Raw genomic sequence first — 15,488 nt, 5'->3', positions numbered from 1 at the left:
AACTCCGTCTCGTCGTCCAGCACCGTCCAGTGCTCGACCAGCTCGTCCATCCCCACCGGCTGCCGATTCATGGCCGCAGATCATGCCGGAGAGAGATCCAGGTCACAACGGCCTCTCCAGTAACCGTTTGGGGCTCATGACACGTTCGTTACCGGCACCCCCAAGAGCACCGCCGGGTGCGCCTGCCAGGACTGAAGATGTGCCCATAGGGGGTGGCGTTGTCGCTCGATTCAGCGATGGCGTCACATCTGTCGCATCCGCTAGCGTCAGTCGCACCGGCGCTGAGCTGCACTGAGTTGTCGAACTCCGCCTCACGCCACACTGCTTGCCCCAGAGAATCCGCTGTGCCAGTGGTGCATGGCGCCCGTGATGGAGCGGTGGGGTCCGACCGTGCGCTACGTCAGCACGCGCGCGTAGCCGCGCACCGGCCGGGTGAAGCCGCTCGGACGGGAAAACCTCCCGGGGCGCCGGCACGTCGTGCCAGGCATGAATACCTGTTTTCCGAACACTCCCCTTGGGAGGTCAGTTGGCCAGGCGTGGAAGGGTGACCGTCGTCCGGGTGGGCGGCGCTGTCCGGTTCGGATTCGGGTGACGTCAAAATTGCTCAGTCAAGGACCGCGAGGTGGTCGGTGGCGCCGCCGCGCCACTCGATCATGAAGAGGGTGGCGTCGTCGCTGGTGTGTCCGTCCCGTTCCCTCTTCAGGGTGTGGGAGAGCCGGCGCAGATCCGCCCGTACCCCCTGTGACGGCTCTTCTCCCAGGCGGTTGACGCAGTGGATGAGGCGTTCCTCGCCGAACGGCTCGCCGCCGGTGACGTGTTCCTCGATGATGCCGTCGGTGTAGCACAGCACCCGGTCGCCCGGCTGGAGTAGGTGCTCTCGGATCCGGGGCAACTCGCCGCCGAAGCCGACGGGCAGCGTCGTCGCGCTCTCCAGCTGCCGGTCGACCCGGCCTTCGCGGATCAGCAGCGGCGCGGGGTGGCCCGCGTTGACCAGTTCCAGCTCACCGGTGGCGATGTTGATGTGCATCAGCTGGGCGGTGACGAAATGGTCGGGACCGAACTGCCGGGAGATGGCGTCGTCCATGAAGGCGTACTTCTCGGCCAGGCTGACGAACACGCGCCGGGCATGGCGGTAGGCGCCGATGGCCACGGTCGCCATCACGGCGGCGTCCAGGCCGTGGCCCATCGCGTCGATCACGGCCATGTGCAGGATGTTGCCGTTGAGGGCGTAGTCGAAGCTGTCGCCGGCGACCCGGTAGGCGGGCTCCAGGACGCCGGCCACCGCGACCTGCGGCAGGGTCATCGTCAGCGGCGGCAGCAGGTTCCACTGGATCTCCGCGGACACGCTCATCGGCTCCCGGCGCCGGGCCAGGAAGAACTGGTCGGTGTAGGCGTTCTTGGTGACCAGCATGTCGGCGACCAGGCCGGCGAGCCTGCGCAGCAGGCGCCGGTCGTCGTCGCCGACGGCGTCCAGGGTCAGGGCCATCACCCCCACCTGGTCGCTGCCGTCCAGCAGCGGCAGATACATCCGCACGCCGCTGGGGGCCTGCGGCACCTCGACGACGTCCTCGCTCAGGAAGGCCCGGCCGGCAGGGGAGTCGGCCATCGGCTCGGGCTGGCCGACGTGCAGCTTCCTGCCCGCAAGCGGCACCAGCACCTCCTGCGCGTAGTCCTGCAGCAGGATGGAGACGTCCCGACCACCGATCCCGGCCACCTCCTCCGCAATCAACGGGGCGATCAGCTGCGGCGGCATCAGCCGCGCCCGATCCAGCAGCAGACCGAGCAGCCGCTCACCGAAACCCTCCGACCGATCCACGCTCTCCTCGCCCATAACCCGCCTCGCCACCCCCTCCCTGCCGCCCATACCGATCACTGCCTCCGCACAACCTGAACCTGGAGAAGCCGCAGGAGCGGCTCATTACGCCATGCGCAGCATGTCGGCCCGCGCTGTCCGCGCGGAGTGATCAGGCGGCCCGAACCAGCGAGGCCGCCGTTCCGGCCGGCGGTGAGGGTCGGCCACGGGCCAGTCGCCTGGTCGCCAAAGATCCAGAAGGAGGGCTGAGAGACGGGCGATCAGCCGGATTCACATCCGGCTGATCGCCCAGGTCGACGCGGACGGTGCCCGGCGGGAGACCGCGGTGGCGTACGGCCAGTGCGAAGGGTGTGGGGCAACAGGCCTGGAAGTCCTGGCGGTTGGAGGAGCACGGGTCTCGCCTCCGCGGCGGGGCCGGGCGGGTCAGGAGACGCGCAGGAGTGTGGTGGCGGGGCGGATCGCGCCGGGTCCGAACTTGGCGCGGATGCGGTCGCTGACTTCTTCGGCGACCAGCCGGGCTTCGCGCGCGCCGTCGAAGCTGATCCGCTCGGCGACCTGGTCGGCGGCGATCGGGTCCTCGCCTTTCAGCATGATTCCGGTGAGGCGGCCGTGCTGGAGTCCTGCCGCGTCGATCAGCCGGTAGGCCGGCGTGCGGAGATCGTCGTCGTGTGCGGAGATCGTCGTGGTGGGCGGAGATCGTCGTGGTGGGCGGAGGCCTCCGGTAGCCGGCGGGTCTTCTCCCACGTGGCGCCCCCCGCGAAGCGCAGGGTCAGTGTCAGACCGCGGGCCGCCTGGCCCCGGCGGCGCAGCTGGACGGCGAGGGTGACGACCAGGCCGAGCAGGGCCGCTCTGACGGCGGCGCCATCCAGGGTGTGCCGGGGGAAGGTGTGGCTCACGCTCGCCGAGGCCGGCAAGGCGCGCGGGGTGACGGGGCGGGGGCCGATGCCGCGGGCCCGGTCGGCCACCTGGCGTCCGGCCCGGCCGCCCAGGAGGCGCTGCACGGTGGCCGACGGGATCGCGACGAGCAGGCCGACGCAGTGCACGCCGTAGTCGCGGAGCGTCTGGGCCTGGCGGGGGCCGATGCCGTGGAGGGCTTCGACGGGCAACGGTGTCGGTGACGGGTGCGCCCAGGGCGTCTTCAAGGCGGGCTCGGAGCGGCGGGGGACGTCGGTCCATTGCAGACGGCCGGTGGTGGGCGGTACAGGTATGGTTTCCGATCCGGTCAGCGGTGGCGGAGTTCCCCGGACCAGTTCCGGAGCTGGTCTTCCAGCACCAGGTTGTCCCCGCGGGCCACGGTCTGGAGCAGCTGGGCACCCACGGTCGCTTCAGCGGCGAGGCCAGCCGGGCTTCCCAGGATGGGGAAGGCGGTGCGGACGCGGGCGGCAACGTCCGGCTGGTGCAGCGAGTAGGCGTAGAGCGTAGCGGCGTCGAACCCCTCCGGAGCGCGGCCCCATCCCTCCCAGTCCAACAGCCGCAGGGGCGCGCTGACGTTCGCCCCGTGCAGGTCCGCATGGGCGGTGGTCCAGCAGGTCACAGCGGGTGCCGGGATCCCGAGGAACTGGGGGATGGCACGGTCCATGTACTGCTCGCGCACGGCGACGCGATGGGTGTCGGCCGCCGCCACCTTCTCCAGCGACTCCGTCAGGTCGGTCCACCAGGCGGTGGGCAACTCGAGGTCGCGTTGCAGGATCGGGTCGTCGGACAAGACCGCCTGATCGACGCGGGCCGACAGCTCCGCCCGGTAGGCGGTGCCGTCATCGAAGGCGTCGTGCACCGCCAGGAGTGCGGGCCGGTGCCCGTCGAGGTCGCCGAAGACGCGTTGTGCGTCCAGGGCGCCCTCCCACCGCTTCCCCGACGCCTTGTCCTCCGGTGCGGCCACCAGGCGCAGCCAGGCCGGCTCTCCGTCGGCGGTGCGGGCCGGGGCGCCCAGCCCCAGAACGCCCCGCCCGGCTCCGTGTGGACCGCCAGAGCCTGGGCGGCGCGCGCGTGGTGGGCACGCATGCCTTGTTCGGTGTCCGGGTCAGGGGGAGGCGAGTACCCCAGTGATCTCCCGCAACTGGGCGGCGGTCAGGGAGGGTTGAGCGACGGCATCGGCCGCTCCCCTCCAGTGTGGCGTACTGGAAGCGGCCACGAGGACGTCTGTCACTCCTTGGCATGAGGCTGTCGCCAGGATGCACGCCTGTACGAGGGCAAGCCCGGCCGGATGAGGTCGGCGAGCTCATGGTCGACCATGGCAGGCAGTTCCCCGCTGTGCATCGGCGCGGAGGCCATCACTCGCAGCCCCGCTCTGGCGGCGGCCGGGAGGGGCTCCTGCCGTCCAGGGCCCGCGTGATCGGCGTCCAGCACCAGGCTGACCGGCAACTGCACCGCGACCAGGTGGTGGTACTGCTGTCCCCCGGCGGCTTCGCCAGCCAGGGCGAGCAGTTCCTCCACTGTGAACGCCCCCTCTTCCAGGCCCGCCCCGGTGGCGATGCCGTACCCGGCCACATGCCCGGCCGCCGTCTCCTCCTCCAAGACAGCGAACGCGTCCCGGATCGCACGGTGCAGGCCCGGCCGGTCGCCGGTGTGCGCCCTCTCCGAGTTGTGCAGCAGGACCAGGTCCAGCCGCTCGCGGATCGACGGCGAACCAGCCACCCGCGGCCGCTGGCGAGCCCTGGTCACCACACGGCGCGAGCACCTGGGCTCACTGCGATGACAGCTGCGGGACGTGCCTCACCTCACACCGCCCGCAGCGGCAACACCGGGACAAGCAGAGGAAGTTCACGGTTCATCTATATGTGGCTGCGGAGGGGACAGTGTCCCCGAGCCTCACCTACAGCCCATGGGGACGATCGTCCGGCTGAAGCCCCATGGAGCCTTCCGCCGCGCGGCGACCGCCCTCCGCACGCCACCACCTGCGGCCCCGGCTGGTCTCCCCCGTCCAGCCGGGGCTTTCACCCACGCACGCCCCCGTCCAGCCGCCGCACCTTCACCCGAGGCCGAGGCTGCTGAGGGCCGTGGTCCAGTCACTGACGATGGCCTTCTGCGCGGCCGTGAGCGTGACCTTGCCGGCGCAGACAGCGGTGTGCAGCTTCGTCTCCACCGGGTCCTTGCGGTTGTTGACCTCGCCGCCCTTCTTGTGGCCCGGGTCCGGCGGCTCGACCCACAGGTTGCGGGGATGATTGGGGTCGCCGCCGAGCTGAAGGCTGATCAGGTGACATCCGGGGTTGCCGATGAGTGCCGCTGATGTCGCTGACAGACGGCAAAGTACCGGCTTTAGGCCCGCCGGTTGTCACTATCTGGGGTTGTTCGCTCATGACGGTGACGCTGCTGACGATCGGCTCTCGCCCTGTGCGGACGAGCTCCTACGGTTGCGGACATGGCAGTTCGACAGCGGGTCACGGTCGGTGACGAGGTCACGTATGTCGTTCTCGACCGGCAGTGGCGGGTCGTGGAGCCGGCCGAGGAGTACCTGGAGCATCTGCGGCAGGAGCAGTACTCGCCGCACACCGTCCGCTCGTACGCGCACGGCCTGGCGTTGTGGTGGTCGTTGCTGGAAGATCGGGGCCTGGACTGGCAGTGTGTCGGTGTGGAGGATCTCGCCGGGTTCGCGCGCCGGTTGAGCAACCGAGGTACCGATCCGGCGGTGCTCGCGCTCAGGCCGTTCACGCCTGTGCCGGCGAGCACGGTCGATGCGGCCCTGACCTCGGTGATGAGCTTCTACCGCTATCAGGCGGTGGTCGCCGATGTGCCGGCCGCGCACACGTTCTACGTGCACGTCAAGGGCGGCACGATGGAATCGCGCGGCCGCTACGCCTCGTTCCTGGGGCATGTCGGTGGCGGTCAGGACCGCCGGGTGATCGGCCGGCGCCGTGACCCGCGTCTTCCGCCGCCGTTCCTGACGCCACGGCAGATGGCCGTGATTAAGGACGATGCCGCCGTGTTCGACCGGGACCAGGGCGGCTGGATGGGTGACTTGCGGCTGCGGCTGTTGTGGACGCTGCTGGAGGAGACCGGACTGAGGTTGGCCGAGGCCTTGCTGCTGCGACACCACGATTGGCAGCCCGGAACCGGCACCACCGCGCACGTGGACGTTCAGCCACGCGAGGACACCCGGCGGCGGCTGCGGGTGAAGAACCAGCAGTACCGGCGCATCTACATCAATGACGACCGGTACGGCGAGTACCTGTTCCTGCTGATCGAGTCGGGCATCGACTTCGACGATGACGATCCGGTGTTCGTGAACCTGTTCCGCGGTCGGCTCGGCAGGCCGCTGCGGCCGGAGACGGTCTACGACTGGATCGACGCCTTCAAACGTCGGCATCCTCTGCTGCCGGCTGCGTGGACGCCGCACTGGTTCCGCCACTCGCACGCGACGGCGCTGTTGCTGGCAGGGGTGCCCGAGCACGTGGTGCAGCGGCGCCTGGGGCACCGCGACATCCACACCCTGATGACGACGTACGCGCACGTCACCGAGGACGCGGCGATGCGGGCGGCGGCCGACTGGAAGACCCTGGCCGCCCGGTGGGGAGCGATGGCATGAACGGCGCTGCACGGCATCGTCCCCGCCGCACCGCCCAGTCCGACCCGCTCCTTGGGCACCGCCGCCTGTTCGACGCCGAGATCAACGCCCAATTGGCCGCCAGCCTCCCGCAGGATGCCCGGCAGGCGTACTTCACCCGGGCGACGATGCCGGACTGCTGGCTGGAAGCGGTGCTGGAGAACCAGCCGTCCTACCGGGCACGCGAGAAGAGCGTCGCGATCGACCTGCGGGGCCTGCCGACGAGCATGCGCACCGAGTTCGCCTGATCCCCGAGCGGCAGGTCCAGCTCGGCATGCGCATCCAGGCGCAGAACACCACGAAGCTGACCCGCCAGATCGCCCTGGTGCTCACCGACTCCGCGCACGCACGGCTGTCGAGCCTGACGGACCTGCCGCACGAGGACTGGCTGCGCGCCATCCGCAAGGCCCGCATCCGGATCGGCGATCCTCTTGCCGCCAACCAGATGGCGATCGTCGGGCGCATCCTGGCGCGCGCCGTCGACTTGCTGGTTCACGTCTACCACCGCGGCCCGTGGTGAGAACTGAACGTGTGGAACCCGCTGTTGGACACCCGCATCCCGCTGCGTGAACATGAGCCCAAGCGCCACAACCTGATCTACTTCCGCCACCTGACCACCCCGTGGCTGCGTGAGGCGGCCAAGTGGTGGCTGTCGCGCCAGCTGGAGCGCGGCGTCTACACCTGGAGCACGGCCTTCACCCGGCAGGTGAACCTATGCTGGTTCCAGCGCTATCTCGACCTGGTGGGCTGCGACGGCCCGCACTTGGTCGACGACCCGAGCCAGCTCGGCCAGTGGGTCCAGGGCTTTCGGCAGTGGCTGAACCAGCAGCGGTGCACCGCTGGGGCGAACAAGGGCGAACGGCTCGGGCCGATTCATCGCCGCGCCGCCATGACGGGGCTGGAGCAGCTATACCGCTTCGTGTTCGAGGAACGCGACGAGGCCGCCAAAGTCCTGGCCGGGGCCCGCTGGCAGCGGCTGGGGCCGCAGCACGCCGTGCTGTTCCGCTACGGCGACAAACCCACCGGGCCGAAGGCGCCGCCGCCCGACGCCGTCCTCAGCGATGCGGTGATCAGCCGGATCGCCGAGCACAGCGGCTTGCTCGCCCAGCCCAAGGCCGAGGGTGGATTCGCGGACGAGCAACTGGTCCGCATCGTCGGCCTGCTCATCAAGACCGGCAGACGGATCAGTGAAGTCACCCTGCTGGACTTTGACCCGATCCTCGCCGTTCCCTTCCCCGACCCGGACGGCCACGTCGCACGACTGCGCTACCAGCAGACGAAGATCATCACCGAGGACAGCACCATCCCCATCGACCAGGAGACCCTCGATCTGGTCCGCCGACAGCAGGACTACGCCCGCAACTTCATGACCGGCCAGAACCGGCCCGGCGTCGCCCCCAAATACCTGTTCCTGGCCGAGCGCAACAACCGCAACGGCGACCGCCCCTATCCGTCGACGACGGCCCGCCCGCGGCTGACGGACTTCGCCTCCGCCATCGACCTGCGCGACGACCAGGACCACCTGATCAAGATCTCCAAGACCCACACCTTCCGGCACACCAAGGCCACCAGCCTGCTCAACGCCGGCGTCCCCCTGCACGTGGCTATGCGATACATGGGCCACAAGACCCCGGCGATGTTCCTGCACTACGCCCGCACCCTGTCCACCACCGCAGAACAGGAATTCCTGCGCTACAAGAAGCTGACCGCCGACGGCCGGGCCTACGAGCGTGACCCGCGGGAGATGTTCGAATCCCTCGCCCTCGACCAGCGCACCGACCGGATCCTGCCCAACGGCTACTGCACCCTGCCGCCCCGACAAGCCTGCGACAAGGGCAACGCCTGCCTGTCCTGCACCAAATTCGTCACCGACGCCACCTTCGCCGACGTCCTCACACAGCAGCGCGACGAGACCACGAACCTGATCGACTGCCGCCAGCATGCCCACACGCAGCGGTTCGGTGAGCCCATGACCGACGACAACATCTGGCTTCGCGGCCGCACCGAGGAAGTCGCCGCCCTCGACGGCGTCCTGCTCGCCATCGAACGCATCCGCCGCTTGGACGGCACCACCACACCGGTCCGCGGCGCGGGCACCCCACAACGCCGACTCTCCCCCGACCCCACCGAGAACACCACGGACAGCTCATGAACCCAAGCACCAAAGCCCTGGCAACAGCCGCCCGCCAGCGCCGCGAACGAGCCGAGAACGCCGTCGAGAAGGCGCTGAAAGAAGCCCGCAAGACCCGCACGCTGGTGAGCGTGACCTCCATCGCCAAGGCGGCCGGCGTATCCACCGACTTCATCTACCGACACCCCGCCCTGCGCCCGCAGGTCGAGGCCCTGCGCCGGGCACGACGCGATGTCGGCCCCGACGACTCCACGCACCACCCCGACACCGAGGCCGCCGCCAGCACACTGGTCCGCCGCCTCACCCAGCAGCTCGCCACCGAACGCCGCAAACACCGCGAAGAGCTCGCACAGCTACACGCCGCACTCGCCGCAGCACACGGCGAACTACTCGCCCTGCGACGCAAGCTGGAGACGCGAGGAGGCGACTGAGCACACCCTTGCAGCACCATGCCACGTGGTGCCGCCTCGAAGAACTACGTGGCAGGGAAGCGCCGGCCAGCCCTCTCAGCCCGCTGGACACATTGAGGGGATCAGGCGCTCAGTTGTAAAGAGCGATATCACCCTCGCGTGACCCGGTCGCGAACACCGCGCCGCCGTCGGCGCGGACCAGCACATCAAAACTGATCCCGGGCATGGCGACTTCGATCGGCTTGCCTGTCACGGGATCCCACTCCCACACCATGCCGTCGTCCGTCCCTGAGATGAACATGCGCGCGGCGCCATCCACGACAGCCGTGGTCACCCTCGGATACGCCGACTCCGAACCCAGCGGAACAGGCTCTCCGACCAGCTCGCCGGTGGCCGCATCCCACCGCCACAAGAGTCTGTCGCGATCCACACACACAAGAAGGGTGGATCCTTCAGACAGGCTCACTGGCACGATCTGGCGGACTGCATCGCGAGGCCCAGTGATCGCTTCCCCGATCCTCATGCCAGTCGCCGCGTCCCAGCGGAGGACGACGCCCGCCTCATCACCAGAGGTGATCACCGTGTCCCCGGTCTTGCTCGCGGGGACAACCGCCATGGACATCACACAGGTCCCGTGCCCGGCCAACGGCTCACCCAGTGGGTCGCCGGTCAGGGCATCCCAGCGATGAACTCGGTGGAGGTGGCCGGCACCCGCGAAGAACGAGCGCCCATCGGGCAAAACTCCTGCCGCCACGTCCCAGACTGTGCTGACGTTCTCCATGTGAGCGCTCGGCAATGACGTGCCGGTCAATGCGTCCAGACGCTCGACACCGTCCTCGGACGCGACAGCGAGTATCGTGCCAGCTCCGTTCGCTTGGGCGACAGCGCACTCGCCGCCGCCGGCCAAGAGGTCCATCTGCCACATTTCTCGGCCGCTCTCGGGATCCCAACGGGACACTCTGCTCGCGCCATCGGCAAACGACAGCAGCACCAGCTGTCCATCCGACTCAGTAAGCACGGGCCAGGCCCCGTATTCGCGACCAGTCCGGATCATCGACATCGACGTACGCTTCGGCAACGGCTTCACGACCTGACCCTACGGCTCGCCCCACGGACTCCTCAGCCCGGCTGGTCGTCAGCGGCATGCCGCCTACGCTGTCACCACCACAAATCCGTCACATTGCCGCCGCGACGCCGGATAGCAGGTGGTCGTACTCGGCATCACCCATGCGGCCCTTGTAACCGTACGAGGCCGCGTTCAACGCCTTCTCCTTGCCGGTGACGGACGTGGACGGCCTGATGTCGGAGGTGTAGCCGCCCTTGCGGCAGATCGTGGACTTCAGATTCGCCAGCGTGACCGCTGGGGAGATCACACCCGGCGTGCATGCCGGATCCTCCAGCGACTCCCCCTTCTCGTACCTGAAGTGGCAACTGCCCGCTGGAGGCTGCTTCTGGACGGTGTAGGTGCTCCGCGGACCGGGCCCGCGCCAAGAAGCACGACAGAATGCGGAGCGCGCCACCGCGCAGTCCGTCGTCTGCGTCCGCGCTCACCGAAGCTCTCAGTACCTGTCCCGACCAGCCCAACCACGTCACCCTCGCCCGCCGACCCCCGCACCACCCCGCACGGCCCGAGGTCCCTCGCCCGAGTCCCGCGCCGGGCTGTGCACGACGCCGTAGGGGTCACGGTAGTTCTCGTCGAAAAAACAACGCCAAGTGGCTGCGGCCCAGTTCAGGGCAGCCGCAACGGGCGAAGGGGCCTGGTCGATGGCCGAGGGCGCTGACGCGGTTCGCGTACTCGCGACGGCAACGAGGCGTTTCTCGCCTTCAGCTGGTTGGTTAGTCTGCTGGGATGGGGATCATCGAGCCGCTGGTGCCGGATGAGATGGACTGGCTTGTCGGCCTGAGGCGTTCTGGGGTGCTGGCAGTGCCCACCGGCCCTGAAGGAGTGCTCGCACGCCGCACCATCCCTGGGGAAGAGGCGGCCGAGGGGCTTCTCGGCGCCGATGCGGGTCGGTGATCCGGTTCATGTGGTCGGCATGGGACGGTCTCTTCGCTGGACACGCATGGGTCCTTTCCGTCCTTGTGGCGGTCTGTGTGCTGGTCGTGCTCCATCTCCTGGCCGTGCACCGGACCGCTGGAGCCTCCCTCGTGGGAGCGGTCATCGCCGCGCTGGCCGCCGCCGCAGTCGCTGCTGCCCGCGGTGAACCGCTGCGCTATGTCGCAGGGGTCGTGCTGGTGGCCGGTGGCGGGGTGGCGATTGCCTGGGCGACGGGCCGCTCACGCCGGCACAGGTTGGCCCGTCGGTCCGCGCTGGCCGACTACGAGGCCGGCACCGCTGCAGTCCCTCTGTTCGCGGCGCTCGCCGAACGGGACCGGCTGGCGGCAGAGCTGCACGATGTGGCCGCGCACCGGCTGACCGGGGTCGTGGTGTCCGCGGGCGCCGCGCTCCGGCTCGGCGACCAGGAACAGACAGCCGCCGCGTTGCGGCATGCCGACGAAGCGGGCCGCCAGGCCGTTCGCGAGCTGGAGCGTCTTACCGAGCTTGGCGAGTACGCGGCCACCGCCACCTTCGCCGATATCGACGAGCTGGCTGCCGCGCACGCGGTGGACTACCGGCGCACGGTGGACACGGCGCCGGTAAGCAGTACCGAGGCGGCATACCGCGTTGTCCGAGAGGCGTTGACCAACGCGGCCCGGTACGCGGGGGGCGCGGTGGTGCGTGTCCGGATCGAGGGGGCCTTTGACCGGGCCAAGCCTCCCGGGGGCGGCAGAGCGGCCCATGATGATCCCCTGCTCACCGTCACCATCACGGACGACGGCGGTACGGCTGCCGAGCCGGGCCTCGGGACCGGGCACGGCCTCGCGGGGCTGGCGGCCACGGTCTCCGCGGCGGGCGGGACGCTCTCTGCCGGACCGGTGGGGCAGGACAGCCGAGGGGGTGCCGGCTGGACGGTTCGGGCTCAACTGCCATCGGCGACAACACCTCACATTCGCCGGTGGCCGCTCTGGCGTGGGATGTTCGCACTCGACTATGCGCTGGTGGTCCTGGCGATCGCGCTCTCCCTCGGCGCGAGCCTGTTGTCAGCCGACGCGCCGGATTCCTTCGGCGGCGTGCTGCCCGCCGTACCGACGGTCGTGCTGTCGGGCCTGCACGCCGTGCCGCTGGGCTGGCGCTCGCGTGCGCCCGGACGCGCGCTCGCGGCGGTGCTGCTGGCCCTCGTGCTGTGGCAGGCCTGCGACCGGGCCGCCTGGACACAGCCGCCGGTGAGCGACATCTTCCTGGTGTACGGATGGGTCGAACTGACGCTCGTGTACAGCGCCGCGGTGTATCTGCCGTTCCGGCGGGGCCTGTTCGCGCCGCTCTCCGTCGCGGCCACTGGTGGTCTCGCGCTGGCGGGCGGCAGGGGTATCACCGGCAGCCGTGTGGGGGCCTGGGCCGTGCTGACGTGCGTGCTGGCCCTCCCGGCCTTCGCCGTCTGGTCGTGGGGGCGCCGGACCGCCCGGCGTCGTGACCGGCTGCGGGCTGCCGACGCCCGGCGGCGGGTACTGCTCGATGGGGACGCCGACGCCGCGGTACACGAGCAGCGTCTACGGTTCGCCACCGGGCTGCGGGGCACGGCGCTGCGCCACGCGCAAGCGGTGGTCGCCGCGGCCGAGGCGGGGAACCTGCGGACCGTACGGGAGGAGGCCCGTGCCGGTCTCACCGCTCTGCGGGAGCTGCTCTCCGAGCTGCGCGGACACGACAGTAACGACGTCAGGGACGAAGAAGACAGGAGAGACGGGAGGGGATCGGGGGACGAGGAAGACGCCCCGCCCCCTACTGTTTCCGGGATCGCCGCACTGGCCGGGCGCTACGGCGGTGCTGTCCAGTACATCGGCCCGCGCCATCCGCTGCCCGCCGCCGTGGAGGTCTTCGCGTACCGGATCGCCTCCACGCTCATGGCCCTGGGCGTCACTCTCACCGTGCGCAGAGTCCACGACGGGGTGGAGGTCTCCGGTCCGGCACCCGCCGTTCCAGGGGTGGAGCGGCAGCTGCGCGCAATCGCGGACGCCGCCGGCGGTACCCTCTCGACGACCGACCGCGGAGCGGTACGAGTATGGCTGCCGGAGGTCCACCCATGGCGATCAGAGTGACTGTCGCGGACGACCAGGCCGTCGTACGGGCCGGGATCGCGGCGATTCTCGACGCGGAACCCGACCTGTGCGTCGTCGGGCAGGCCGCGGACGGCGACACGGCGGTGGAACTCGCCCTGTCGTCGCGGCCGGACGTCGCCCTGATGGACATCCGGATGCCGGGAATCGGGGGCCTCGCCGCGACCGCGAGGATCACTGAGCGGAGCCCCGCGACCCGTGTACTGGTGCTCACCACCTTCGATCTCGACGAGTACCTGTTCGCCGCGCTGCGCGCCGGAGCCGCCGGCTTCCTGCTCAAGGACGCCGAACCGGAGCGGGTGATCGACGCGGTGCGGGTGATCCACAGGGGAGCCGCGCTGCTCGATCCGGCGGTGACCCGCAGACTGATCGACCGCTGCGCCGACGCGCCCGGCCCGCTCGACACGGCACGGCTCGACCGGCTCACTCCGCGCGAGACCGAGGTCCTCCGGCAGGTCGCGCGTGGGCTGTCCAATTCGGAGATCGCGGCAGAGCTGGGGGTGAGCCCGCCCACCGTGAAGGACCACGTCTCCGTCCTCCTCGGCAAGCTCGGCGTACGCGACCGGGTACAGGCGACGATCGCCGCCTACGAGACGGGTCTGATCCGCCCAGGCACCCGCTGACGCCCCCGCGCGGCAGCCGCTGTCGCCCTCGCCGCGGCAGCCGCTGACCCCTGCCCCGACGACCGCTGACACCCGCCGCGGGGCGGGGGTGACACCCCGCCGCAGGGCGGTCGGCGCGTGCTGTCGGACCGTCCCTGAGCTGGATGGATCGCCCGCGTCGTCTCCCTAGCCTCGAACGTATGTCACCCACACTTTCCCGCCGTATCGTCGGCGGCGCCGTTCTGTTCCTGGCGATACCGCTGACGCCTGTCGTGGCGACGGCCGGTTTCCTCGCCACGGCGTTCGTCACCGCGAGCGTGCCGGTTCTGGCTTTCGCCGCTCTGGCCTTCGCCGCTCTGGCCGGCGGGCTGCTGGGCCGCGCGGCGTTCGCCCTGCTCGGCCTCGAACGCCGCCGCGGTCTGCGGGCGTCCGCGTTCGTCGCGGTCGGCCTGACCGTGGCGGTCGCCGCCCTCGGCGGTGTCACCGTTTTCCGTCCGCTGCCCACCACCGCGGCTGCCGCCGCCCCGTCCGGTGTCAGATTCTGGAATCTGCCGACCGGATCGCGCATCGCCTATGTCCACGCCTCCGCCGTCGGCAAGGCCAGGCCGACACCGGTGATCTTCCTGCACGGCGGCCCGGGTACACCCGGTGAGGGCATCCCCACCGGCGGCCGTGAACTCGCGGCGGACGGCTTCGACGTCTACGCCTACGACCAGCTCGGCGCCGGCCGGTCCACCCGACTCCGGGACATCACCGGGTACACCGTCGCCCGCCAGGTCGCCGATCTCGAAGCGATCCGGCGCACGCTCGACGCCGAGCAGATCATCCTCGTCGGCCAGTCATGGGGAGGGTCACTCGCCGCCCAGTACCTGGCGGCCCACAGCGAGCACGTGGCCAAAGCGGTGTTCACCTCGCCAGGCGCGCTGTGGGGCCGCGAGTACCCCGGCTCCACAGCCGGGGAACCCTGGAACCGGCTCGCCCCCGCCCAGAAGGCACGGCTCGACCGGCTGAACAGCACACCCCGGATGCTCGCGGCGAGCGTGCTGCTTCAGGTCAACCCCGGCGCCGCGCACGCGCTGGTCGGCGACCGCGAGGTCGACCACTGGATGCACGAAGTCGCCCTGCAGGGCAAGGACAGCACCTCCTGCAAGGGCGCGCCGCCCACCACGGCGCACAACAACCCCCAGGGCTTCTACAGCAATCAGATGACCCGCAAGGACTTCGAGCAGATCCCCGACCCCCGGCCGAGTCTGCGCACCGCGCGCGTCCCCTCTCTGATCATGCGAGGGGAATGCGACTTCATCAAACCCGTCGTGACCGCTGAGTACCAGCGCATCCTCCCGGACTCCAAGCTCGTAACCGTCAAGGGGGCCGGTCACTCCATCTCAGGCGGACAGCCACGCCGCTACACCGCGTTGCTGAGAACCTTCCTCCTGGGCAAACCGCTGCCGGTGGGCTGAGGTGTACGTCCAGCAGTCCGAGACATCGGACGAGAACGAGCTCTGATGTCCATCGGGCGACAAGCTCAGGGCAGCCAGCCGGTGCGAGTCCGTCCGGGAGACGCCAGAGTCCTCGGGAGCGGGGCTCTCGGCGTTGATCGAGAGGCCCGTGGCTTAAAGAGCGTTTTGTCCCGCCAAGGTTGTTTGGCGTCGATTCGCAGACCGAGCCGGTATGGGGCTCTCGGGGCAGACGTGCCTGATGCGGGGCAAGAGATTCATGTCGTCGTTCGGCGACCCGTTTCGGTCGGGTCGCTCCTGTCTGATCCCAACGCGCCCCCGGTTGACCTCGTTTGCGCCCTGGGGAGGCGGCCTGCTCGACGGTACTACCGAAACATGACGCG

Annotated in this window: 16 protein-coding genes and 1 pseudogene; 9 read left to right on the top strand and 8 right to left on the bottom strand. The window is 69.9% G+C overall.

Going from position 1 to position 15,488, the window contains the following annotated elements; genetic code table 11:
• Window positions 1-604: 604 nt before the first annotated feature.
• The 6 genes and pseudogenes from ACZ69M_RS47735 to ACZ69M_RS47710 all read right to left on the bottom strand — a co-directional run.
• The gene (locus ACZ69M_RS47735) at window positions 605-1,831 is read right to left on the bottom strand and encodes a PP2C family protein-serine/threonine phosphatase (protein ID WP_470060033.1); all 1,227 of its coding nucleotides are present in this window, start codon (window positions 1,829-1,831) and stop codon (window positions 605-607) included.
• Window positions 1,832-2,236: 405 nt separating this feature from the next.
• Window positions 2,237-2,404, bottom strand: a complete 168-nt coding sequence (locus tag ACZ69M_RS47730) for a hypothetical protein (RefSeq protein ID WP_470059973.1) — start codon at window positions 2,402-2,404, stop codon at window positions 2,237-2,239.
• A gap of 41 nt (window positions 2,405-2,445) precedes the next feature.
• Window positions 2,446-2,919 (bottom strand): DinB/UmuC family translesion DNA polymerase, encoded by a 474-nt coding sequence (locus ACZ69M_RS47725; protein ID WP_470059972.1) that lies wholly within the window; start codon window positions 2,917-2,919, stop codon window positions 2,446-2,448.
• Window positions 2,920-3,035: 116 nt separating this feature from the next.
• Window positions 3,036-3,692 carry a hypothetical protein gene (locus ACZ69M_RS47720; protein WP_470059971.1) on the bottom strand — a complete coding sequence of 219 codons (657 nt, stop codon included), beginning with the start codon at window positions 3,690-3,692 and terminating at the stop codon, window positions 3,036-3,038.
• Between the two features lie 263 nt (window positions 3,693-3,955).
• Window positions 3,956-4,447, bottom strand: a complete 492-nt coding sequence (locus ACZ69M_RS47715; RefSeq protein WP_470059970.1) for an aldo-keto reductase family protein — start codon at window positions 4,445-4,447, stop codon at window positions 3,956-3,958.
• A gap of 334 nt (window positions 4,448-4,781) precedes the next feature.
• Window positions 4,782-5,009 (bottom strand): annotated as a pseudogene (locus tag ACZ69M_RS47710) (hypothetical protein); the annotation flags it as partial.
• A 162-nt stretch (window positions 5,010-5,171) separates the two neighbouring features.
• On the opposite strand from ACZ69M_RS47710, the gene ACZ69M_RS47705 reads away from it, so the two are divergent.
• From ACZ69M_RS47705 to ACZ69M_RS47685, 5 genes are read left to right on the top strand one after another with little or no spacing between them, the layout of a single operon-like run.
• Window positions 5,172-6,335 carry a tyrosine-type recombinase/integrase gene (locus ACZ69M_RS47705; RefSeq protein ID WP_470059969.1) on the top strand — a complete coding sequence of 388 codons (1,164 nt, stop codon included), beginning with the start codon at window positions 5,172-5,174 and terminating at the stop codon, window positions 6,333-6,335.
• Window positions 6,332-6,601 (top strand): hypothetical protein, encoded by a 270-nt coding sequence (locus ACZ69M_RS47700; protein ID WP_470059968.1) that lies wholly within the window; start codon window positions 6,332-6,334, stop codon window positions 6,599-6,601. The genes ACZ69M_RS47705 and ACZ69M_RS47700 overlap by 4 nt, the downstream gene beginning before the upstream one ends.
• Before the next feature lie 26 nt (window positions 6,602-6,627).
• The gene (locus ACZ69M_RS47695) at window positions 6,628-6,873 is read left to right on the top strand and encodes a hypothetical protein (RefSeq protein ID WP_470059967.1); all 246 of its coding nucleotides are present in this window, start codon (window positions 6,628-6,630) and stop codon (window positions 6,871-6,873) included.
• Between the two features lie 24 nt (window positions 6,874-6,897).
• Window positions 6,898-8,505: a tyrosine-type recombinase/integrase gene (locus ACZ69M_RS47690; RefSeq protein ID WP_470059966.1), complete on the top strand. Its 1,608-nt coding sequence runs from the start codon at window positions 6,898-6,900 to the stop codon at window positions 8,503-8,505.
• Window positions 8,502-8,915, top strand: coding sequence for a DUF6262 family protein (locus tag ACZ69M_RS47685; protein ID WP_470059965.1), 414 nt, complete (start codon window positions 8,502-8,504; stop codon window positions 8,913-8,915). The genes ACZ69M_RS47690 and ACZ69M_RS47685 overlap by 4 nt, the downstream gene beginning before the upstream one ends.
• 109 nt (window positions 8,916-9,024) lie before the next feature.
• On the opposite strand, the gene ACZ69M_RS47680 is transcribed toward ACZ69M_RS47685, so the two are convergent.
• Both ACZ69M_RS47680 and ACZ69M_RS47675 read right to left on the bottom strand, forming a co-directional pair.
• The gene (locus ACZ69M_RS47680) at window positions 9,025-9,981 is read right to left on the bottom strand and encodes a WD40 repeat domain-containing protein (RefSeq protein WP_470059964.1); all 957 of its coding nucleotides are present in this window, start codon (window positions 9,979-9,981) and stop codon (window positions 9,025-9,027) included.
• An 88-nt stretch (window positions 9,982-10,069) separates the two neighbouring features.
• Window positions 10,070-10,267, bottom strand: a complete 198-nt coding sequence (locus ACZ69M_RS47675; protein WP_470059963.1) for a hypothetical protein — start codon at window positions 10,265-10,267, stop codon at window positions 10,070-10,072.
• A 476-nt stretch (window positions 10,268-10,743) separates the two neighbouring features.
• Here ACZ69M_RS47675 and ACZ69M_RS47670 point away from each other — a divergent pair, with 476 nt between their 5' ends.
• The 4 genes from ACZ69M_RS47670 (at window position 10,744) to ACZ69M_RS47655 (ending at window position 15,108) form a co-directional block, all read left to right on the top strand.
• Window positions 10,744-10,911: a hypothetical protein gene (locus tag ACZ69M_RS47670; protein ID WP_470059962.1), complete on the top strand. Its 168-nt coding sequence runs from the start codon at window positions 10,744-10,746 to the stop codon at window positions 10,909-10,911.
• A gap of 77 nt (window positions 10,912-10,988) precedes the next feature.
• A complete protein-coding gene (locus ACZ69M_RS47665; RefSeq protein WP_470059961.1) occupies window positions 10,989-13,028 on the top strand; it encodes a sensor histidine kinase in 2,040 nt (679 codons plus the stop codon).
• Window positions 13,013-13,669 (top strand): response regulator, encoded by a 657-nt coding sequence (locus ACZ69M_RS47660; RefSeq protein WP_470059960.1) that lies wholly within the window; start codon window positions 13,013-13,015, stop codon window positions 13,667-13,669. The genes ACZ69M_RS47665 and ACZ69M_RS47660 overlap by 16 nt, the downstream gene beginning before the upstream one ends.
• A 179-nt stretch (window positions 13,670-13,848) precedes the next feature.
• The gene (locus ACZ69M_RS47655; protein WP_470059959.1) at window positions 13,849-15,108 is read left to right on the top strand and encodes an alpha/beta hydrolase; all 1,260 of its coding nucleotides are present in this window, start codon (window positions 13,849-13,851) and stop codon (window positions 15,106-15,108) included.
• Window positions 15,109-15,488 lie beyond the last annotated feature (380 nt).

The sequence above is a fragment of the Streptomyces sp. NPDC107454 genome (assembly GCF_055582885.1).
The sequence above is the reverse complement of the archived record's forward strand: the minus strand, read 5'-3'. Positions and strand labels throughout refer to the sequence as shown.